Genomic DNA, 21017 nt, shown 5'->3' on the forward strand with positions numbered 1-21017 from the left:
CAGGCCCCATGAATCGACTCGAACGCGCATGGTACAACGGCGCCCGCTGGCCCAAGCTCCTGTGGCCTCTGGAACTGGTGTACAAGGCAGGTGTTGCTCGCCGCAATCGGCAGTTTGCCCGGGGGCAGAAGGCGACCTGGGAGGCGTCGGTGCCCGTGATCGTGGTGGGTAACATCACCGTGGGCGGCACTGGAAAATCGCCGCTTGTGGCCTGGCTTGTGCGCTGGCTGCAGGAGCAGGGCTGGCGGCCGGGCATTATCTCTCGAGGCTACGGCGGTCACGCGCCGCGCTACCCGCTTTACGTCGATGAGACCACCTCGCCGGATCTGGCCGGGGACGAGCCGGTGATGCTTGCGCAGCAGACCGGGCTGCCGGTCGCTGTCGACCCCGACCGCCCGCGGGCGGCGCGAAAGCTCATTGCGGCCGGCTGCGATATTTTGGTGTCTGACGATGGGTTACAGCATCACTATCTGGGCCGGGACATCGAGCTGGTGGTGGTCGATGGTCAGAAGGGCTTCGGTAACCGGCACTGTCTGCCGGTCGGGCCGCTTCGAGAGCCGCTTGACCGACTCACCTCCGTCGATGCGGTCATCACCAACGGCGATCTGTCGTGCCCGACCGACGCCAGTACCTTCGGTATGACGCTGACCCCGAATGCGTGGCGGCACTTGAGCGATGGCGTGTGCTACCCGATCGAGGCTCGACCCTTTACCGGCCCGGTGCATGCCACCGCCGGCATCGGCAACCCGCAGCGATTTTTCAATACGCTGGACGCCCTTGGCGTCGAGTTTGAGCGCCACCCCCACGGTGATCATCATCGCTTCACGCCTCAGGATTTGAAGTTTGCCGATAATCGACCGGTGGTCATGACGGCCAAGGACGCGGTCAAGTGCCGAGGCTTTGCCAACGAGCGCTGCTGGTCACTTGATGTCGAGGCCCGCCCAGAACCTGCACTGATCGACTATCTTCGAACACGTCTTTCGGTACTTTGAGTCAAGGAGAATTCCATGGATAAAGAATTGCTGGCCATGCTGGTCTGTCCCCAGAGCCAAGAGGCGCTCGAGTTCGACAAGACGGCCAATGAGCTTGTGTGCCGTCAAAGCGGTCTGGCGTATCCGGTTCGTGACGGCATCCCCGTGATGATTGTCGAAGAAGCGCGCGTGCTCGACGCCGACGAGGTCATGGCGAAGCGCTCATGAGTGCATTTGTTGTCGTCATTCCGGCTCGGTTCGGCTCCACGCGCTTGCCGGGCAAGCCGCTTGAAGACATCGGCGGTGAACCGATGGTCGTGCGGGTCTGGCGCCAGGCGTGCGCCTCCGAGGCCGCCCGGGTCGTGATTGCAACCGATGATGTGCGTATTCAACGCGCCGCACAGGCCTCCGGTGCCGAGGTGGTCATGACCGATCAAGCGCATCCGAACGGCACCTCGCGTCTTGCAGAAGTGGCCGAGCAGCTCGGACTCGATGACACCGCCTGTGTGGTGAACGTGCAAGGCGATGAGCCCATGATTCCGCCTGAGCTTATTGATCAGGTGGCAAGGGCCCTGCAAACGTCCGAGGCATCGATTTCAACGCTTGCCGAGCCGATCACGTCAACTGATACCCTGCTGTCTCCAAGTGTTGTGAAGGTGGTCTGCGACCGGGCCGGTCGGGCGCTTTATTTTTCAAGAGCGCCTATCCCCTGGGACCGTGATCGATTTCCGCCGGCGACGGGCAACACGCTCGAGTCAGGCTGGCTCAGACACATCGGCCTTTACGCTTATCGGGTCGGGTTCTTGCGTCAGTACGTGACTTGGTCCGAGGCGCCGATCGAGGGGCTTGAATCGCTTGAGCAGCTCAGGGCGCTTTATGAGGGTCACGTCATCCAGGTGAGCGTGTGCGATCAGGAGTATCCAGCGGGCGTGGACACCGAGGCTGATCTCGTGCGTGTGCGCCAATGCTTCAACGAGCCGGGAGTGTGACATGAGTCAGACCGTTCGAGTGTTGTTCGTGTGTTTGGGAAACATCTGCCGTTCGCCTACGGCAGAAGGCATTTTCCGGGATAAGGTCGCTGCTCGGGGGCTCGATGAGCGCTTTGAGATCGATTCCTGCGGTACCGGCGACTGGCATGCGGGTTCACCGCCGGATGCAAGGGCTCGCCAGGAAGCGACGCGCCGAGGCATCAATATCGATCACCTTCGCGCCCGCGAGCTCCGTTCGAGCGATTTCGAGGACTTCGACTGGATCCTCGTCATGGACAACGACAATCTGGCCAATGTGGCACGCCGTTGTCCGGCGGATTCCACCGCGCGCTATGCAAAGCTTCTTTCCTGGACCACGCCGGCGCCTGGCGATGACGTTCCTGACCCGTACCGTGGTAACGGTGACGATTTTTCTCACGTTTATGACCTCATCGAGCGCGCCTGTGATGCGTTTATCGACGAGCGGGTCGCCGAGCATCAATGGTCCAGCTGACACATCGGGCCGACCTTGGTGGCGCCAATACGTTTCACTTGCCCTGCACGGCGCGCTTTAGCGCCGAAGTGGGTTCGGTCGAGGGGCTTCGTGCGGTGCTTGCGTTTTCCTCGGCCGAGGGTGTGCCGCTCAAGGTGCTTGGCGGTGGCAGTAATGTCATCCTGCCGAACATGCTGTCATCGCTTGTGCTTCGCTATATCGGAAACCGGGCCTGGTGGGGCGAGTGGGTGTCTGATACCGAGCGGCTCCATCACGTGGAGGCGGGCGCGGATTGGCACGGGCTTGTCATGGCGCTTGCATCCAGTGGGTGGTGGGGGGTCGAAAATCTCGCGCTGATACCGGGAACGGTCGGTGCTGCACCGATTCAAAACATTGGCGCCTACGGGGTCGAGCTTGCCGATGTGGTCGAGGAGGTGCACGTTGTCGAGCGGGCGAGCGGTCAGTACCGACGTCTAGCGCAGTCGGAATGCATGTTCGGTTACCGCGACAGCATCTTCAAACAGGCGCTGTCCGAGCAGGTCGTGATCGTGCGTGTCGTACTGCGGCTGTCCTCCAGGCCAACGCCCAAATTGGCCTATCAGGGGCTCGACGCCCTTGCCGGTCTTGAGGTGTTAACGCCCTTGATGGTTGCCGAGCGCGTGTGCGCGTTGCGCCGGGCCAAATTGCCGGACCCGGCTGAGATCGGTAATGCCGGCAGCTACTTCAAGAATCCGGTTGTGCCTCTGGCGCTTGCCGAGCATCTTCGAGCGAGTCATCAAACGCTGCCGACGTACCCCGTGGCTGAGCCCGGGTTCATCAAGCTGGCGGCGGGCTGGCTGATCGATCAATGTGGGTTCAAGGGCGCGCGCGACCCCTCGGGCGTTGGCGTGCATGAGCATCAGGCGTTGGTGGTCGTTAACGAGGGTCATGGCCGGGCCGAGGATATTCTCGCGCTGGAAACCCGTATTCGTGAGGCGGTTCAGACCCGCTTCGGTGTGACTCTTGAGCGCGAACCCGGTTTCTGGGGGGAGTAGCGCGAGACGGTGCGACACGGTATTGGATACAAGAACGCCCGGCCATGGCCGGGCGTTCTTGTATCTAACCGGGGCAACCTTGCCCCGGTTGGTGTGGCATCAAGTGCTGGACTTTTGGTCCGAACCTGCCTGCGCAGTCTGCTTTTGTGCTTCCAGACGACGCTTTTTAACCTCGCGCGGATCATTGTAGGCCCGCTGAGGCTTGCCAGACGACTGTGTTGCTGCAGCGCTTTGGGCGTCAGATGCTGGCGCTTCTGTAGTTTTAGTCGGCGATTGGTCGGCAACGGGCTTGCTGGATGAGGCCGGCTGGGTCGACACTGGTTCAGCCTTTTCAGCCTTTTCAGCCTTTTCAGCCTTTTCAGCCTTTTCAGCCTTTTCAGCCTTTTCAGCCTTTTCAGCCTTTTCAGCCTTTTCAGCCTTTTCAGCCTTTTCAGCCTTTTCAGCCTGAGGGGCCGAGGTGCTGTCGGTCAGCGTCGGTTTGGTCTTCGGCGTAGCCTCGGTTGCAGACTTGGTCGAACGCGCGTCTGAGTCATTACCGTTTGATGAGGTGTGTGACGCGGGAGTCTTGTGATACAGGCTCGGAGCACGAGACGGGGCCGTTGAAGCCTTGTCCTGTGCGGCGTCTTTTGACGAATCCTTGGCGGCTGATGCTTTGGGCTGAGACGTACTCGTCTCCGCGCTGGATGTCGCCTTGGGCGAGGCGTTGGATTTGCCATCGCGCTTGGCCTGCTGAGCATTATCCGCCTTGCCCTGATCTACGTTCTTTGACGTGTCCGTCGCCGTAGCTGCCACGCTTTCCTCGGAAGAGGTCGCTGTCTGGGTCGCATCAGCAGGTGCGGTGCCGCCCGCATTCTGGGCTTCTACCGCCTTGGGGTCCAGCGCATGAGTGCGCGACCGCTTACGTGGGTTATTGCGCGTGCGCTTGGGTTTGGCAGGCTGCTCGTCCTTGGCGCTGTGCTCAGGCTTTGAGGCGGTGTCAGCGGCGCTCTCGCTCGGCTTGACGCTTGCCTTGTCATCCTTGCCGGAAGACGGCTGCTCGGATTTATCGGCCGCCGTATCGAACTTGCCGGATTTATCCTCGGATTTGCTGGCTTTTTGCGGCGCTGGCTTGGCGGACTTTTTCTCGTTCTGCTTGCCGTTGCTCGCGGTATCGCCCTCCTTGTGGGAGGCACTGCTTTGCTTGTCCGATTCGTCAACACGTGAGGGCGCTCGCTTGGATTTCGACTCGCCGGCGGTGTTTTTCTCGCCACGCCCGGTGTCTTTGGGCTCGGTTCTGCCCTTGCTGGAGCGGTTGCCGCTGTCTCGACGGTCGCTGCTGTCTCGACGGTCGCTGCCTGAGGCGCCACTCGATGCAGTGCTTGATGACGTTCGCGTATTCGACGACGTGTCCGGTCTTTCCTTGCTGGCCTGTTCCTGGCCGCGACTGCGCTCGGTGCCTTGTGTGCTCGAGCGTTCCGGCTTGGCCGAGGCTTCACTGCTGGAGGGGCGACGAGGCTCCGTTGTTGCGGTGTCATTGCCCAGTAGGCGACTTACGCCACGGAAGAGGCGTCCCATAAACCCGCCGCTTTCCGGCTGTGGCGCTGGTGCGGCCTCATCCTGTTGCTTGAGCGAGTCAGGCGCAGGGGCATGAGCCACGGTTTTAACGGCCGCTTCCGGGCGAGAAACCGGCTTGTCGGTGGCCAGTGACTCATCGTGCTGCTGATATTCAAATTCAGCGGAAAGCTCATAGCTTGATTTGCCCAGATCGTTTTCATCGACCTGATCGTCTCTGAATCGCTGAACCTCGAAATGCGGCGTATCCATGTCCGGCTGAGGCAGCAGCATGACACGAACGTTCTGGCGGCTTTCGACGGCGGCAAGCACGCTTCGCTTTTCGTTGAGCAAATAGGTTGCAACCGGCACCGGCAGGAGGGCACGAATCTGTGAGCTGCGCTCTTTCATGGCCTCTTCTTCGATCAGGCGCATGACGGAAAGCGACAGGGAACGCACGTCGCGAATGGTGCCCTGGCCGTCACAGCGCGGGCAGACCACACCACTGGTTTCACCCAGTGACGGGCGCAGGCGCTGGCGCGACATTTCCATCAGGCCAAAGCGTGAGATGCTGCCGGTCTGTACGCGGGCGCGGTCGAGCTTGACCGAGTCGCGCAGGCGGTTTTCCACGTCGCGGCGATTTCTGGCCGGAGACATGTCGATGAAGTCGATAACGATCAGACCGCCGATGTCGCGAAGACGCAGCTGACGGGCGATTTCCTCGGCCGCTTCCAGATTGGTCTGGAGGGCGGTTTCCTCGATGTCGCCACCCTTGGTCGCACGAGCGGAGTTGATGTCGATCGACACCAGAGCTTCCGTGTGGTCGATGACAATGGAGCCGCCCGAGGGCAGTTTGACGTCGCGCTGATAGGCGGTTTCGATCTGGGATTCGATCTGAAAGCGTGAGAACAGCGGGACATCGTCGGTGTAGAGCTTGATCTTGTTTTCATACGTCGGCATGACCGAGCGCACGAACGCCATCGCTTCTTGATGAATGGCCGGACTGTCGATCAGTACCTCACCGATGTCCTGGCGAAGATAATCGCGCATGGCGCGAATGATGACGTTGGATTCACGATAGATCAGAAACGGTGCGGCGCGCTTGCTGGCCTCGGTCGTGATCGCTTCCCACGCCTGCACGAGGTATTGGAGGTCCCATTGAAGCTCTTCGGTCGAGCGGCCGATGCCGGCCGTGCGGACGATCACACCCATTTTCTCGGGCATGTCGAGCTGGCTCATCGCTTCCTTGAGTTCAGCACGTTCCTCACCCTCGATCCGGCGAGAGATGCCACCGGCGCGTGGGTTATTGGGCATGAGGACCAGAAAGCGTCCGGCAAGGCTTACAAAGGTGGTCAGTGCCGCGCCCTTGTTGCCGCGCTCTTCCTTGTCGACCTGAACGATGACTTCCTGACCTTCCTTGAGGACTTCCCGAATATTGGGACGGCCATTGACGTCCTTGACGAAGTATTCGCGGGAGATTTCCTTCATGGGGAGGAAGCCGTGGCGCTCGGCGCCGAAATCGACAAAGGCCGCTTCAAGGCTTGGCTCGACGCGGGTGATCTTGCCGCGATAGATATTGGCTTTTTTCTGTTCTCGGGCGCCGGACTCGATGTCCAGATCGTAAAGGCGTTGCCCGTCCACCATGGCGACCCGCAGTTCTTCTGGCTGGGTGCCGTTGATTAGCATTCGTTTCATGTTGTCTCGCACAAATAAAGCGCGTCGTAAGACAGCCATGAACCAGTGTCCAGCCCCGTTATCAGGACGGGGGCCAAGGCAACAAACTATGTCGGGTGTCGTCCACCCTCAAGACCATTGTCATTGTAGTGCCCGCATAAGAGGGCGGGGCTCGGCATTGGCTCAAAGCATCGGTGATGCCGAACCGGCAAGCGTTGTGCTGTGCTCAGTGCATGTCGAGAAGGCGCCTCATGCCTTTGGGAAATCCCCAGTGCATGAGTGATCATGTTGAGTACGCGGTGGTATCAGGACGTGTCGCGGTGATGTGTTTATCTACCGGCCCTTGTTTCTACCACCAGACACCTGGCATTCGTCGGTTCGGCGACGCCGGTCTTTTCGACACGGAGGTCAGTTGCTTCCTGGTGTGAATGGTTCACATTCAGGCGTTTAAAATACGGTTATATACAGTCGATATTCGTTGCTTGAGCCTGCGTAAATATCGTGTTGCAGGCGCGTTGACAAGCGAAAAAACGGGCTCATCCAAGCGTTTAGCAATATATCAGTTAACCTCCACCCCAGCAATTCGCGCTTGCGGATCGATTATCCGTTACCATGCGCGTTTGAGTTTCGGCCGAGGCAAGTGAGGATAAGCGATGTCGCAGGGGCATGACGTACAGTGGATCGAGATCGACGAAGGCCATGCCGGCCAACGGCTGGACAACTTTTTAATGACGCGCCTCAAGGGCGCGCCGCGCTCGCTGGTGTATCGCATCATTCGAAAGGGTGAGGTTCGCATCAATAAAAAGCGGGCGAAGGCAGACCGTCGACTTGAGCTCGGGGACGTCGTCCGTGTACCGCCGCTGAGGCTCAGGCCCGAGGAGGCGGTCAAGGATGTCAGTGACAATCTGAAAAACGTGCTGGCGTCCTCGGTGTTGGCCGAAACCGATCAATGGCTCGTGATCAACAAGCCTTCAGGGCTTGCCGTGCATGGTGGCAGCGGCGTGAAAATCGGGCTTATTGAAGCGCTTCGACAGATTCGAACCGACTTAAGCTTTCTGGAACTGGTGCATCGGCTTGACCGGGATACGTCAGGCTGTCTGCTGCTGGCCAAATCGCGCGAGGCGCTGCTTTCATTGAACGAGGCCATGAAGCAAAAGCAGATGGATAAGCGCTATATGGCGCTGGTGGAGGGGCGGTGGCCCGCCCGTCGCGACTGGGTCAGCGCGCCACTGGACCGGTTCGATGCAGGTAACGGTGAGCGTCGCGTTCGTGTGGACAAGGAGGGCAAGCGTTCCCGCACGCGCATCGCCGTATTGGAAACATTTCCCGAGATGACGCTGATCGAGGCCGAGCCGGTGACCGGGCGTACCCACCAGATTCGAGTGCATGCCCAGCATGTAGGCCACCCGCTTTTGGGCGACAGCAAGTACGGTTCGCGAAACGGGGAAACGCTTGCCCGAAGCGTCGGGCTTCAGCGACTGTTCTTGCATGCCCACACGCTTGGTTTTCCCGATCCGAAAACGGGGCGCACGATCACGATCACGGCCTCACTGGGTGCCGACCTTGCCAAGGTGTTGGAAAACGCACGCCATCGCGGTTGATGCTTGATTCGATTGGAGTCCACATGACGTATGACCTGATCATTTTCGACTGGGATGGCACGCTGATGGATTCAGCGGCCCGGATCGTCGCCAGCATGCAGCATGCCGGTCAGGACGCTTCCGTGCCCGTGCCCAGTGGCGAGGCGGTACGCCGCATTATCGGGCTTGGGCTGCCTGAGGCGATTCAGACCCTCTGGCCGGAGCAGGACAGCACTACCCGGGAGCGGATTCAAGCCCGTTATTCCCATCACTTTGTGCACGCCGAGACTCATGAGGCGCCCCTGTCGTTCTTTGAGGGGGTCCCCGAGGGCATTGCACGCCTTCGTGCTCACGGGGCGCTCAAGCTCGCGGTCGCGACCGGGAAGAGCCGCAAGGGACTTGATCGCGTTTTCAGGGATCATCAGTGTGGCGATTGGTTTGAGGCCAGTCGAACTGCCGATATGACGGCCTCAAAGCCCGACCCCAGAATGCTCGAAGAGCTATTGAGTGAGCTTGGGTGTTCGCCAGACAGAGCGCTCATGGTGGGCGATACCACCTTCGATCTCGAGATGGCCGAGCGCCTGGGCATGGACCGAGTGGCGATGACGTACGGGGTGCATGATCGTGACGAGCTTCTAAGGCACACCCCGGTCTTTGAAACGTGTGACTTCCTGGCGCTGGTGCGCTGGGTACTCGAATCGTGATTCCCGTGATCGATAAGGAGTGGCCTTTATGAGTGATGAGCGACCGGATGACCCCTGGCGAGAAGGTGGCAAGGACCACCCGAATGACCAAGGCAGTAATGATGGGCGCAGTGAGTGGGCGCGAAGGGATGATGTAGCACGACTTGAAAAGCGCCTTGATGAGCGTGAGGACGAGCGCACATTGATGGCGCGCTGGGCGCGTGAGGTCACGGCCGAACAGCGCCGAGCCCGGCGGTGGAAGATTTTCTTTCGTCTGGTGCTTTTGGTGATTGTCGTGTCACTAATCGGGCTTGGTTACAAGGCAATGACGCGCGGCGGTAGTGATGTGAGCGTGCGGGCGGCCAAGCCTCACGTGGCTGTGGTATCGCTTGACGGTGTGATCGACTCGAAGGGGCGAGCCAGCGCCGATACGATTATTGAAGGGCTTCAGAACGCCGCACGGGATGACCGCGCCAAGGCGCTGATCCTTCGAATCAATAGCCCGGGCGGTTCACCTGTGCAGTCACAGCGTATCTATCAGGAAGTCACTCGGATCAAGGGGCAGCTCGATGCGCCGGTGATCGCCGTCATCGAAGACATCGGCGCAAGCGGTGCCTACTACGTCGCCGCCGCGGCCGATGAAATCTATGCAGCGCCTGCAAGCCTTGTCGGCTCGATCGGGGTGATCTATTCAGGCTTTGGCTTAAAAGATGCGATCCAGAAGCTCGGCGTGGAACGGCGTGTGTTCACCGCGGGTGACAACAAGGATTTTCTTGATCCATTTCAGGACGTCACACCCGAGCAGCGTGCGTTCTGGCAGCGCATTCTGACGCTTACGCATCAGCAGTTCATCAATGACGTCAAGGCCGGGCGAGGTGATCGTCTGAAAAACGAGCCCGAGCTCTTTTCAGGGCTTGTCTGGACCGGTGAGCAGGCGGTCGAGCTTGGCTTGACCGATGGCGTTGATACGTTCGACCACCTGATTCGTGGACGGTTTGAAACCGATGACACGAAGGATTATACCCCGGAGCCAGACCCCTTTGAGCGCTTGTCCAGAAAGCTTGGTCAGGTCGCGGCCGAATGGCTTGAGGTCGGTGTTGACTCCAGTGCATCGCCTGTTCGCTACGAGTTGCCCTGAGTATTCCGTAGCGGGTGGCAGTCAAACTCGGTCAAAAGGCGGCTCAAGGCGATCAGTGGCAGGCCAATGAGGGCGGTGGGGTCATCGCCCTCGAGGCGCTCGAACAGCGTGATGCCAAGCCCTTCCATCTTGAAGCTGCCCGCGCACTCAAATGGCTGCTCCTTGTCGATGTAGGCGTAAATTTCGTCCTGGGTCAGGGTGCGAAAGTGCACGCGATAGGGCTCGACATGCAGGCGCATTCCATGATGTGGGTGATAAAGCGCAAGGCTTGTCAGAAACAGCACGCTTTGTCCGGAAAAGCGGGCAAGCTGCGCGCAGGCGCGCTGAGTATCGCCCGGCTTTCCGAGTATTTCGTTTCGATGCAGTGCCACCTGGTCGCTTGCAATGACCAGGTGGTCCGGGCGGATTCCTGCGACCGTCTCGGCCTTTTGTTGGCCCAGGCGCCTGACCAGCGCCTCGGGCGATTCATCGGGCAAGGGCGTTTCATCGATGTCGGGTGAGAGGGTGTCGAAGGGCAGGCCCAGGCGAGTCAGCAGCGTCTTTCGGGCTGGTGAGCGTGACGCCAGAACAAGAGGCAGTGCGAGCATCGTGATTTCCGAGAGTCGATGGGTGGTGCGTTTATAAGCATGTCATGAACGAGGCCGGCAATAGGTTTTGACAGCACACAAGACAATCCCTATTATTGCGCGCCTATGTCAACCACTAGATTGCCAAATACCGTCGAGCCCTATCGGCTTGCTGCTCAGGGTGAAGTCCTGAGCGGCGCTGTTGCGCTTGACCGCTTTGCTCGCCTTGTCGATGCTGTCGGCCAGCAAACGGGCGAGTGTCAGGTTGAGCTGGTGTTTGGGATCGATATGCAGCGCCAGCATTATATTGAAGGCCGTTTGCATGCCGATGTCGATATGCCATGTCAACGGTGCCTTCAGCCGATGTCAATTTCGCTCGACAGCTCATTTCTCTTGGGAATGGTAAGCTCCGATGCATTGGCTGCGCAGATGCAAAAGCGCTATGAGCCGGTGTTCGTGGAAGACGAGCAGCTCGATCTATTCCCGCTCGTCGAAGATGAGCTGTTACTGACGCTGCCGCAGGTGCTGTATCACGATGAAGATGAGTGTCCGGTCGGTCAGGATGCGCTTCAAAGTGGCGACCCTGTAGCAGAGGGTGAAGAGACCAAAACGAATCCATTTAGCGTGCTCGGCTCGTTAAAGGACAAAAACTGATTTAGCTATCACGACTGGAGATCCGTCATGGCAGTTCAAAAAAGCAGCAAGACCCGTTCCAAGCGCGGCATGCGCCGTTCGCACGACTCATTGAGCGCTCCGACGCTGTCCGTTAACGAAAACGGTGATACGCATCGTCGTCATCACGTTTCCCCGGATGGCTTCTACCGTGGTCGCCAGGTTGTTGAAGCCAGCGAGTAAGCATCTCGCAGACGCGCGTTCGCGTGCGTATTGCCGTTGATGCCATGGGCGGGGACTTAGGTCCCCGCGCTACTGTTGAAGGTGTGGCTCATGCCTTGAGTCTATTGCCTGCCAACAGTGCCGTACTGCACGGCCCCTCTCATGTGCTTGATGCACAGCTTGATGCTCTCCCCAAATCCCTGCGCTTTACGCGCTCACGTCTTCAAGTCTCGCACGCCGATACGGTGGTTCATGAGGCTGACAGACCTTCCCAGCTTCTTAGAATGCCCGAAGAGACCAGTCTTCACCGCTGTTTAATGTCATTGGCTCGCGACGAGGTGTCTGCGGCCATCAGTGGGGGCAGTACTGGGGCGCTCATGGTGCTTGCGCGCCGCTATATCGGCATGAGTGCCGGTCTGGAGCGTCCGGCGATCAGTTGCGCTGTTCCTACCGAGGGCGGTGGACGTTGTTATCTGCTCGACCTGGGCGCCAATGTGGACTCGTCACCCGAAATGCTGGTGCAGTTTGCGCATATGGGCGCCGCCATGGCCTCGGTTGTGGATGGGGTGGCAAGGCCTCGGGTGGCGTTACTGAACGTGGGTGTGGAGCCGAGCAAGGGGGCGCACCGTGTTCGTCAGGCCCATGTCCGTTTGAGCGCCGTGCCCTATCGGTCATTTGAATACACGGGGTTTGTCGAAGGCGGTGGAATGTTTGCCGGCGACGTCGATGTCGTGGTCTGTGACGGTGATGTGGGTAATGCGGTTCTAAAAAGCAGTGAAGGGCTTGCAAGGATGCTTGGAAAGCGCCTTCAACACCGGTTCGAGGACGGGATTTGGACGCGGATCGTAAGCTTTATGGCGCGGCCGGCTCTGACCCGGTTTCATCATGAATTGGATCCCGTGCGCTATAATGGCGCAAGTTTTCTAGGGCTTGCCAAAACGGTGGTTAAAAGCCACGGCAGCGCTGATGCGCGGGGCTTTTCGTTTGCTGTGCAGCGGGCGTTTTCCGAGGCGGAAGAGCGGCTTCCGCAGCGGCTTGCGAGTCGATTATTGGATGTATAAGACCATCGACGGTTTTGATTCGTGCGCCGGTAACGTATTATGCGCGGCGAACTTAACGTGCTCTTTACCAAGCAGGCCTCGTGCTTTGTAAAGAGCACGCTCGGTGCTCACGTGTGTAACGAGAATAAATAGGTGATCATCATGACCAACACTCTGGCCTTCGTCTTTCCCGGACAGGGCTCTCAGCAGGTTGGAATGCTGCGCGAGCTGGCTGAGCGCTATAGCGTTGTGCGGACAACCTTCGAAGAGGGTGCCTCTGCGCTGGGATACGACCTCTGGAGCGTGGTTCAGGAAGGCCCCGAGGCATCGTTGAACGACACGGCATGCACGCAGCCGGCGCTGTTGACGGCAAGCGTTGCCATCTGGCGTGTCTGGCAGGAGCTCGAAGGGCCGCGTCCAGGTGTCATGGCCGGCCACAGCCTGGGCGAGTACAGCGCACTGGTCTGTGCAGGCGCCCTGGGGTTTGCCGATGCCGTGCGTCTCGTGCGTGCGCGCGGTGAAGCCATGCAGGCGGCTGTGCCTCAGGGGCGTGGTGCCATGGCTGCGATTCTCGGGCTTGATAACGCCGTGATTGAGCAGGCGTGTATTGATGCCGCCCAGGGCGAGGTGGTTTCTGCCGTCAATTACAATGCGCCTGGTCAGGTTGTTATCGCCGGTGACAAGGCAGCGGTCGAGCGCGCAATCTCTGCCTGCCAGGACGCTGGGGCCAAGCGGGCGATCCTTCTGCCAGTGTCGGTGCCATCGCACTGCGCGTTGATGGAGCCGGCTTCCAAAACGCTTGAGCGCCAGCTTGCGGGGATGGACATTAAATCGCCGCGCTACAAGGTGTACCAGAATGTTGATGCACGGGTCGCCCAGGACGTGGCAACGCTTACCGACAATCTCGTCCAGCAGCTCTATCGTCCGGTACGTTGGGTCGATTGCGTAACAGCCATGAGTGAGGCCGGTGCGTCGACCTTTATTGAATGCGGGCCTGGTAAGGTGTTGACCGGGCTTGGCAAGCGGATCAATCGCCAAAGTCGTGGTCAGGCCATCAATGATCCTGAAAGCCTTGCTGATGCGCTTGAAATGGCGCGCGAAAGTGTCAGCGACAATTGAGAGAATGATGTATGTCGGATATGCGTAAAGTGGCCCTGGTGACTGGCGCCAGTCGAGGAATCGGTCAGGCCATCGCCCGTGAACTGGGCAAGCAGGGAATGATCGTTGTCGGTACAGCGACCTCCGAGTCCGGTGCCGAGCGAATCGGTGCTGACCTTGAGGCTCACGGCATCGACGGGCGTGGTCTTGCGCTTGATGTGACAAGCGCCGAATCCATCGATGCTGCACTCAAGGCAATTGCCGAAGAATTTGGCGCGCCCACCGTATTGGTTAACAATGCGGGGATTACCCAGGATAATCTGCTGATGCGGATGAAAGAAGGGGAGTGGGACTCGGTACTGGATACCAATTTGAAATCCGTCTACCGTGTTTCTAAAGCGTGTCTGCGCGGGATGACCAAGGCACGCTTCGGTCGTATCATAAGCGTAAGTTCGGTGGTTGCGTCATCGGGCAATCTTGGTCAGACCAACTACGCTGCGGCCAAGGCTGGAATGGAAGGCTTCTCCCGTTCATTGGCACGCGAAGTGGCTTCACGTAATATTACCGTCAATTGTGTTGCGCCGGGGTTCATCGCAACCGATATGACAGAAAAGTTGCCGGAAGAGCACCGCGAGGCCCTTCTGGGTCAGGTGCCACTGACGCGCCTCGGTACGCCGGAAGAAATTGCGGCGGCCGTTGGTTTTCTGGCCAGTGATGGTGCAGGTTACATCACTGGCGAAACTATCCATGTCAATGGCGGCATGAACATGCGCTGATTGCTGCGGGGCCGCGGTTGCGTCCCCCGGTAGTGGCCTATAAACTACCCGCTGATTTGAGCTAGCGGATTCGTCCTACTAGGAGTAAGTAAATAATGAGTACCATCGAAGAGCGCGTAAAGAAAGTCGTGGCGGAACGCCTGAATGTCAAGGAAGACGAGATCCAGAACAGCTCTTCCTTCACCGAAGACCTTGGCGCGGACTCTCTTGACACCGTTGAGCTGGTGATGGCGCTTGAAGAGGAATTCGACACCGAAATTCCCGATGAAGAAGCGGAAAAGATTACCACTGTGCAGGAAGCAATCGACTACATCAACGCCCACCAGTAAGTAGGCGTTGTCGAGCGTCCCCGCGACGCCTGCCGGTTACGAAGCCGTTCTGGAGACAGAACGGCTTCGTCTTGTATGGGCAACCGATTGAGCGAACACGCCTTCTATCGTCGTTTACCCATCCCAAGTGGCGCGTTTATCAGTATAATGCGGGGTTTGTTGCCTGCACCCATAGATCTGCAGGGCGTTTTAAGTGCGGCCATGACCCGCATTCACTAGGTAGTTTGGAGGAATATCAATGCCTCGCAGAAGAGTCGTGGTGACCGGCTTGGGCATGCTGACCCCCGTTGGCAATAGCGTGGACGACACCTGGGCCAACATCAAAGCCGGTAAAAGCGGGATCGGGCCGATCGAGCACTTCGACGCCTCGAACTTCAATACGCGGTTCAGCGGTGCGATCAAGAATTTCGAACCTGGGCGTTACTTCAATCCCAAAGATGCCCGCAAGATGGATCTGTTCATTCAGTACGGCATCGCAGCGGCCGTTCAGTCGATTCAGGACGCAGGTCTTGAATGCACTGAAGAAAACGCCGAGCGCATTGGCGTGGCGATCGGTTCCGGCATCGGTGGTTTACCGATGATCGAAAATAATCACCAGTCGATGCTCAAGGGCGGTGCGCGACGTATTTCACCGTTTTTCGTGCCGGGCTCGATCATCAACATGATTGCGGGCAACCTGGCGATCCAATACGGATTCAAGGGGCCGAACATCGCCATCACCACGGCCTGCACGACCGGTACACACAACATCGGGTATTCCGCACGCACCATCGCCTACGGCGACGCCGACGTCATGATCTGCGGCGGTGCCGAGATGGCCTCGACGCCGCTCGGTGTTGGCGGTTTTGGGGCGGCTCGGGCGCTATCGACTCGTAATGACAATCCGCAGGCGGCCAGCCGGCCGTGGGACCGTGATCGGGATGGCTTCGTGCTTTCTGACGGCGCGGGTGTCATGGTGCTCGAGGAGTACGAGCACGCCAAGGCTCGAGGCGCCACCATTTATGCCGAGCTTACCGGTTTCGGCATGAGCGATGATGCCCACCACATCACCTCGCCCAATGGCACCGGCGCGGGCCAGGCCATGCGTCAGGCGCTTCGGGACGCAGAGCTCAACCCCGAGCAGATTCAGTACATCAATGCTCACGGAACGTCGACCCAGGCCGGCGATGTGGCCGAGAGCCAGGCGGTTGAAACGGTGCTTGGCGAGGCCGCCAAGAATGTTGCCGTCAGCTCGACCAAGTCGATGATCGGCCATTTGCTGGGTGCGGCCGGGTCGGTCGAGGCGATCTTTTCGGTACTTGCCATCCGTGATCAGGTGGCGCCGCCCACCATCAATCTGGATGAACCCGGTGAAGGCTGTGTGCTTGACTACGTGCCCAACACCGCACGGGACATGCACATCGACAACGTCCTCACCAACTCCTTCGGGTTCGGCGGAACCAACGGTTCGCTGGTGTTCAGTCGCATCTGATCATGAGTACCCAGCAGGTCGATTCCTTTCCCATGAGCGATCGTGGCCTCGCGTACGGGGATGGTCTTTTCGAGACCATTCTCGTGCGAAATGGCTCGCCGTTTTTCTGGAACGAGCACATGGAAAGGCTGGCTGATGGGGCTGCGCGGCTTGGCTTCACGCCTCCATGTCGATCCGAGCTCGAGGCTGTTCTGACCCGGGCAGGCGCTGGGCTTTGTGTGCTGAAGCTTCTCTTCACCCGAGGCAGCGGTGGACGCGGCTACGCGCCGCCCGCGCAGGCGCTGCCCTCGTGGAGCTATCATTTTTCCCCTTTTGAGCCCGACCGAGCGCGCCAGCATCAAGGCGTCACGGTGAGGCTGTGTGCGCTTAAACTGAGCATTCAGCCCCAGCTTGCCGGCATCAAGCACTTGAGTCGGCTCGAAAACGTGCTGGCGCGGCAGGAATGGTCAGACTCGAGAATTGCCGAAGGGGTGCTCTCCGACCTTGATGGTCACGTGATCGAGGCCACCGCGATGAATGTCGCATGGTTCGATGGTCGTCAGTGGCTCACGCCGAGGCTCGACCGCTGTGGAGTAGGCGGCACACTTCGCCGTGCCTTGATCGAGCGGGGTTTCCTCACTCAAGCGGTGCTCAGGACGCAAAACCTGCCTTCAGTACAGGCGATGATCGTTTTCAATTCGGTGCAGGGCTGCTGGCCGGTGACTTCGCTTGTAAGCGCGGATGGCGCGCCGGTGACGCACTGGGCCTTGTCCGAGCCCGTCAAGACCATGACCCGGCAGGCCAATGCGCTGCTCGGGTATGACTAGGTTTCAAGAAGCTAGGTTTCAAGGAGAGCGTGTCGTGAAACGGATCATCACCTTCATCGTCGTACTGATACTGCTGTGCGGCGCGGCGTTGGGAGGCGGCTATGCCTACTGGCGCCACACGCTTGCTTCGCCCGTGGCGCTTTCATCACCGGCGGTGTTCGAGGTCGAACGTGGGGAAGGGGCGCGACAGGTCCTTGAGCGTTTGCAGTCGGCGAACATCATCAGTGCGCAGTGGCCTTATAAGGTGCTGGGTGTGCTCGAGCCTGAACGGTTGAGGCAGTTGAAAGCCGGCGAGTTTCGCATCGATCCGGACATGACAGGCTATGAGATGCTTGAAAGGCTCTCGAGCAATGAGGTGGTCACGTATCGCTTCACCGTGCCCGAGGGATGGACGTTTTCCAACATGCGCGCGCACATCGATGCGCTCGACAAGCTCGATCATTCGACAAAGGAATTGAGCAACGAAGCCCTGATGGCCAAGCTTGGTCACGAAGGGATAGACCCCGAAGGGCGTTTCTTTCCCTCGACCTATCAGTACCACAAGGGCACCAGTGATCTAAGGCTCTACCGCGCCGCGTTCGAGCGCATGACATCGACGCTCGATCAGGCCTGGGCTGAGCGCGACGAAAACCTGCCGCTCGAGTCGCCGTATCAGGCGCTGATTCTGGCCTCGTTGATCGAAAAGGAAACCGGTGCGCCCGAAGAGCGTCGAGAGATTGCCGGTGTCTTCGTGCGCCGGCTCGAAAAAGGCATGCGGCTTCAGACCGACCCCACGGTGATCTATGGCCTTGGCAAGAGCTATGACGGCAACATCACCCGGGCCGATCTCGAAACGGCCACCGCCTACAATACCTACGTCATCCATGGTCTGCCGCCGACGCCGATCGCGCTGCCGGGCAAGGCGGCCATCGATGCCGCCGTTCATCCGGCGCCGGGCACCGCGCTTTATTTCGTGGCGCGGGGCGAAGGCCGGCATTATTTCTCCGATACGTTGGCCGAGCACAATCGCGCGGTCAGAAAATATCTGCTCAACAAATGAAAGGGCATCAGCGATGACAGTACGCCGGGGCGCCTTCATTACGCTTGAAGGGTCGGAAGGGGTGGGCAAGACCACCAATGTTCGATTCGTGTGCGAGCGCCTCGAATCGATGGGGCATGAGGTCATTCGTACCCGTGAACCCGGGGGGACACCTCGCGCCGAGCAGATTCGTGGCTTACTGTTGGCGCCTGATAGCGAAGAGCCGTTGAGCGACCTGGCTGAGCTGCTGCTGGTCTTCTCCGCGCGAGCCCAGCATCTCGAGCAGGTGATTCGCCCGGCGCTCGCGCGCGGGGCGTTCGTGGTCTGTGACCGTTTCACGGACGCGACCTACGCCTATCAGGGCGCGGCCAGGGGCTGCGATACAAAAGCCATTGAGCACCTTGAAGCGCTGGTGCAACAAGGGCTGAGCCCTGATCTTACGCTGCTGCTCGATATGCCGGTCTCGGCAGCGGCCGAGCGTCTGGCATCGCGTGGCGGGCAGGCGGATCGTTTCGAACAGGAACGCTCGGTCTTTTTCGAGCGTGTGCGAGCCGGGTATCTGGCCGCGGCTCAGCGCGCGCCGGAGCGCATCGAGACGATTGACGCCGCTCGTCCCCTCGAGGACGTTCAGGGGAGCATCGATGAGGCACTGACGCGGTTGCTGGCGGCATGGAACTGACGCCCTATCCCTGGCAGGCGCCCCTGTTCGAGCAGTTCACACGCCTTTTGACGCATGAGCGTCTGCCGCACGCCCTTATGCTTAGCGGGCCGGAAGGCGTCGGCAAGGCCCAGCTTGCCAGCGCGTTTGCCGCGCGGGTGCTGTGTCGGCATGCGCGTGGCGCCGCTCACGCCTGCGGTGAATGCCATGATTGTCGAATGTGGCGCGCCGGACACCACCCGGATGTGCTTCATGTGCATCCACAGGACGCCGGGCGCTTGATTCGTGTCGATACCATTCGGGATGTCAGTACGTTTGTCTCGCAAACCGCGCAGCAGGGCGGGTACCGCGTCATCGATCTTTCGCCTGCAGAGCGTATGAATACGGCGGCGGCCAATGCGCTTTTGAAAAGTCTGGAAGAGCCGGGGGAGCGTACGCTCTTTCTGCTGAGTGCTGATGTGGTGTCGCGGGTCATGCCGACCATTCGAAGCCGGTGTCAGCAGTGGACGCTGCCGTTGCCGCGTCATGACGTGGCTCTTCAGTGGCTTGGTGAGACGTACCAGATGAGCCCGGATGACGCCGAATTCTGGCTGAACGTGGCCGGGGATGTGCCGCTTCTGGCTGCGCGTCTGGCCGAGCCCGAGCGTCGAAAACTCAGACAGCAGCTGATGGACAGCTTCGACGGCCTGATTCGCGGCGCCGACCCGGTCTCTGAAGCGGCGCGGCTTGATCGCCAGACGCTTGATCTTTCGCTTTGGTATGGCATTACCTGGCTGGAGGATTTGATCCGACTTGGCCTTTCCGGCGATGAGCGGGGGGTACGCAATCGCGACCTGTTGCCGTTATACCGTCAAGCGATCAAGAACGGCCGGGTACGGGACTGGTTTCGTCTGCTCGATTACGCCAAGGAGCAGCGTCAACTGGTGGCGAAGGGCGGGAACCCCAATGCGCAGCTGGTGTTCGAAGCCTGGCTGATTCGGTGGGCGGCGCTGCTTCGCGCGTGACCCGGTCGCGTTGGCCTGGAAAGGAGGTGTCATGAGTTCGTCCAATAAAGCGCTGTCTCTAAGCTTTGATAATCTCGATACGCTCTTGTCGGCGTACATGCCGTTTCTGGAATATGGCGGGGTATTCGTGCCGACCCGAGACCGGTTTGAGCTCGGTCAACGCGTTTTTCTTCTGTTGTCGCTGCCGGGAAGCAATGACCTGATGCCGGTCTCCGGCCGCGTGGCCTGGGTCTCTCCGGCAGGGATGAGCGGCCGTCGCCTGCCCGGCATTGGGGTTCATTTCGACCCCGGTGAAAGCGGGCTCTGTGCAACGATCGAGGCGCTGCTCGGTGAGCGGCTTGCCGAACCGCACATGAGTTATACCCTCTGATTCAAGGCATGCCCCACGCGCGAACTCTGCGAGAATGGCCTTCAAGCTGCTAAACTGGCGCCTTTATCGATCAATGAAAAGGCAGTACGCATGACTTCGCAAGCCAACCCGATCCCGATGATCGACTCCCATTGCCATCTGGACATGCTGGGCCTTGCCGATAACGACGACGGCATCGATGCGCTGCTTACGCGCGCACGCGCCGACGGCGTCAGCCAGTTCCTGGCCATCATCACCGACCCTGACGACGCCCAGAAAACCATCGACATCAGCCGTGCTCATGACGATGTGATCTATGCGCTCGGCGTGCATCCGCTCAAGTCGCGGGAAACGGAGCTTGAACGCCAGGCGCTCATCGACGCCATCGACGCCTTCGAGCCGGTCGCAGTCGGAGAAATCGGGCTCGATTTCGTCGAGCACCGAGGTCAGCCGCCTCGGGTGCCGATCGATGTTCAGCGCGAACGCTTTGCGTGTCACCTGCAGGTCGCACGTGAAAGCGAACTGCCGGTCATCATCCATACGCGCGGGGCCAAGGAGGAGACGCTTGAGCTGCTCGAGCGTTACATTGATCCTGCGGTGGGCGGGGTGCTGCACTGCTTTACCGATGATCTTGATATGGCCCGTCGGGCCATCGCGATGGGCTTTTATATTTCGCTTTCCGGCATCGTGACCTTCAATCAGGCAGAAAACGTGCGTGAGCTTGCGCGGGTCTTGCCGCTTGACCGACTCCTGATCGAAACCGACAGCCCCTATCTCGCGCCCGTACCTTACCGTGGCAAGACCAACGAGCCGGCCTATGTGGTCGAGGTCGCCCGCACCATTGCAGATGTTCGAGGCATTTCACTCGATGAAGTGGCCATGCAGACCACAGCCAACTTCTATCACCTATTCAAACGCGCGGCACCCAAGATGCCGCAGCGCATTCAAAGCCAGCTGGGTCAGCTCAACGCGGCCTTTCGAGGCTGAGGCGTCACGA

The 21017-nt window shown here is 59.7% G+C and carries 24 protein-coding genes; 21 read left to right on the forward strand and 3 right to left on the reverse strand.

What is annotated here, in order from left to right; genetic code table 11:
* Window positions 1-8: 8 nt before the first annotated feature.
* From lpxK to murB, 5 genes are read left to right on the forward strand one after another with little or no spacing between them, the layout of a single operon-like run.
* On the forward strand, window positions 9-992 hold the full coding sequence (gene lpxK / locus NAT49_RS01080) for a tetraacyldisaccharide 4'-kinase (RefSeq protein WP_251589673.1): 984 nt from the start codon (window positions 9-11) through the stop codon (window positions 990-992).
* 15 nt (window positions 993-1007) lie between these two features.
* Window positions 1008-1199 (forward strand): Trm112 family protein, encoded by a 192-nt coding sequence (locus NAT49_RS01085; RefSeq protein WP_251589675.1) that lies wholly within the window; start codon window positions 1008-1010, stop codon window positions 1197-1199.
* Window positions 1196-1960, forward strand: a complete 765-nt coding sequence (kdsB, locus tag NAT49_RS01090) for a 3-deoxy-manno-octulosonate cytidylyltransferase (protein WP_251589676.1) — start codon at window positions 1196-1198, stop codon at window positions 1958-1960. Before NAT49_RS01085 ends, kdsB begins: the two co-directional genes overlap by 4 nt.
* Window position 1961: 1 nt before the next feature.
* Window positions 1962-2453, forward strand: a complete 492-nt coding sequence (locus NAT49_RS01095; protein WP_251589679.1) for a low molecular weight protein-tyrosine-phosphatase — start codon at window positions 1962-1964, stop codon at window positions 2451-2453.
* Entirely contained in the window at window positions 2441-3466 is a 1026-nt protein-coding gene (gene murB / locus NAT49_RS01100) for a UDP-N-acetylmuramate dehydrogenase (protein ID WP_251589681.1), read from the forward strand. Before NAT49_RS01095 ends, murB begins: the two co-directional genes overlap by 13 nt.
* A 99-nt stretch (window positions 3467-3565) precedes the next feature.
* On the opposite strand, the gene rne is transcribed toward murB, so the two are convergent.
* Window positions 3566-6691: a ribonuclease E gene (rne, locus tag NAT49_RS01105; protein ID WP_251589683.1), complete on the reverse strand. Its 3126-nt coding sequence runs from the start codon at window positions 6689-6691 to the stop codon at window positions 3566-3568.
* Window positions 6692-7323: 632 nt separating this feature from the next.
* On the opposite strand from rne, the gene NAT49_RS01110 reads away from it, so the two are divergent.
* The 3 genes from NAT49_RS01110 to sppA are packed head-to-tail and all read left to right on the forward strand — an operon-like array spanning window position 7324 to window position 10071.
* Window positions 7324-8271, forward strand: a complete 948-nt coding sequence (locus NAT49_RS01110) for an RluA family pseudouridine synthase (RefSeq protein ID WP_251589685.1) — start codon at window positions 7324-7326, stop codon at window positions 8269-8271.
* Between the two features lie 23 nt (window positions 8272-8294).
* Window positions 8295-8954 carry an HAD-IA family hydrolase gene (locus tag NAT49_RS01115; RefSeq protein WP_251589687.1) on the forward strand — a complete coding sequence of 220 codons (660 nt, stop codon included), beginning with the start codon at window positions 8295-8297 and terminating at the stop codon, window positions 8952-8954.
* A 28-nt stretch (window positions 8955-8982) separates the two neighbouring features.
* Window positions 8983-10071 carry a signal peptide peptidase SppA gene (gene sppA, locus NAT49_RS01120; protein WP_251589689.1) on the forward strand — a complete coding sequence of 363 codons (1089 nt, stop codon included), beginning with the start codon at window positions 8983-8985 and terminating at the stop codon, window positions 10069-10071.
* On the opposite strand, the gene NAT49_RS01125 is transcribed toward sppA, so the two are convergent.
* Together NAT49_RS01125 and NAT49_RS01130 are read right to left on the reverse strand one after the other, a co-directional pair.
* Complete coding sequence (locus NAT49_RS01125; RefSeq protein WP_285835982.1) at window positions 10056-10658, reverse strand: Maf family protein; 603 nt, start codon at window positions 10656-10658, stop codon at window positions 10056-10058. The two genes, sppA and NAT49_RS01125, sit on opposite strands and share 16 nt — an antisense overlap.
* Window positions 10659-10766: 108 nt before the next feature.
* Window positions 10767-10961, reverse strand: a complete 195-nt coding sequence (locus NAT49_RS01130) for a hypothetical protein (RefSeq protein WP_251589691.1) — start codon at window positions 10959-10961, stop codon at window positions 10767-10769.
* Window positions 10962-11000: 39 nt separating this feature from the next.
* Here NAT49_RS01130 and NAT49_RS01135 point away from each other — a divergent pair, with 39 nt between their 5' ends.
* From NAT49_RS01135 to NAT49_RS01195, 13 genes are all read left to right on the forward strand, one after another.
* Window positions 11001-11291, forward strand: a complete 291-nt coding sequence (locus NAT49_RS01135) for a YceD family protein (RefSeq protein ID WP_251589693.1) — start codon at window positions 11001-11003, stop codon at window positions 11289-11291.
* A 27-nt stretch (window positions 11292-11318) separates the two neighbouring features.
* Window positions 11319-11492: a 50S ribosomal protein L32 gene (gene rpmF, locus NAT49_RS01140; protein WP_251589694.1), complete on the forward strand. Its 174-nt coding sequence runs from the start codon at window positions 11319-11321 to the stop codon at window positions 11490-11492.
* Between the two features lie 23 nt (window positions 11493-11515).
* Window positions 11516-12532 (forward strand): phosphate acyltransferase PlsX, encoded by a 1017-nt coding sequence (gene plsX / locus NAT49_RS01145; RefSeq protein ID WP_251589695.1) that lies wholly within the window; start codon window positions 11516-11518, stop codon window positions 12530-12532.
* A gap of 141 nt (window positions 12533-12673) precedes the next feature.
* Window positions 12674-13630: an ACP S-malonyltransferase gene (fabD, locus tag NAT49_RS01150; protein WP_251589696.1), complete on the forward strand. Its 957-nt coding sequence runs from the start codon at window positions 12674-12676 to the stop codon at window positions 13628-13630.
* Between the two features lie 11 nt (window positions 13631-13641).
* Window positions 13642-14385 (forward strand): 3-oxoacyl-ACP reductase FabG, encoded by a 744-nt coding sequence (gene fabG, locus NAT49_RS01155; protein WP_251589697.1) that lies wholly within the window; start codon window positions 13642-13644, stop codon window positions 14383-14385.
* Window positions 14386-14480: 95 nt separating this feature from the next.
* Window positions 14481-14714, forward strand: coding sequence for an acyl carrier protein (gene acpP, locus NAT49_RS01160; RefSeq protein WP_250937436.1), 234 nt, complete (start codon window positions 14481-14483; stop codon window positions 14712-14714).
* Between the two features lie 238 nt (window positions 14715-14952).
* Window positions 14953-16185 (forward strand): beta-ketoacyl-ACP synthase II, encoded by a 1233-nt coding sequence (gene fabF, locus NAT49_RS01165; protein ID WP_251589698.1) that lies wholly within the window; start codon window positions 14953-14955, stop codon window positions 16183-16185.
* A gap of 2 nt (window positions 16186-16187) precedes the next feature.
* On the forward strand, window positions 16188-16991 hold the full coding sequence (gene pabC / locus NAT49_RS01170; RefSeq protein WP_251589699.1) for an aminodeoxychorismate lyase: 804 nt from the start codon (window positions 16188-16190) through the stop codon (window positions 16989-16991).
* 34 nt (window positions 16992-17025) lie between these two features.
* Complete coding sequence (gene mltG, locus NAT49_RS01175) at window positions 17026-18030, forward strand: endolytic transglycosylase MltG (protein WP_251589701.1); 1005 nt, start codon at window positions 17026-17028, stop codon at window positions 18028-18030.
* 13 nt (window positions 18031-18043) lie between these two features.
* A complete protein-coding gene (tmk, locus tag NAT49_RS01180) occupies window positions 18044-18688 on the forward strand; it encodes a dTMP kinase (RefSeq protein ID WP_251589703.1) in 645 nt (214 codons plus the stop codon).
* Window positions 18679-19671, forward strand: coding sequence for a DNA polymerase III subunit delta' (locus NAT49_RS01185; RefSeq protein WP_251589705.1), 993 nt, complete (start codon window positions 18679-18681; stop codon window positions 19669-19671). Before tmk ends, NAT49_RS01185 begins: the two co-directional genes overlap by 10 nt.
* 31 nt (window positions 19672-19702) lie before the next feature.
* Window positions 19703-20041, forward strand: coding sequence for a PilZ domain-containing protein (locus NAT49_RS01190; protein WP_251589706.1), 339 nt, complete (start codon window positions 19703-19705; stop codon window positions 20039-20041).
* Window positions 20042-20131: 90 nt separating this feature from the next.
* Window positions 20132-21007 carry a TatD family hydrolase gene (locus NAT49_RS01195; RefSeq protein WP_251589707.1) on the forward strand — a complete coding sequence of 292 codons (876 nt, stop codon included), beginning with the start codon at window positions 20132-20134 and terminating at the stop codon, window positions 21005-21007.
* Window positions 21008-21017 lie beyond the last annotated feature (10 nt).

This window comes from Larsenimonas suaedae, assembly GCF_023712105.1.
GTDB lineage: Bacteria > Pseudomonadota > Gammaproteobacteria > Pseudomonadales > Halomonadaceae > Larsenimonas > Larsenimonas suaedae.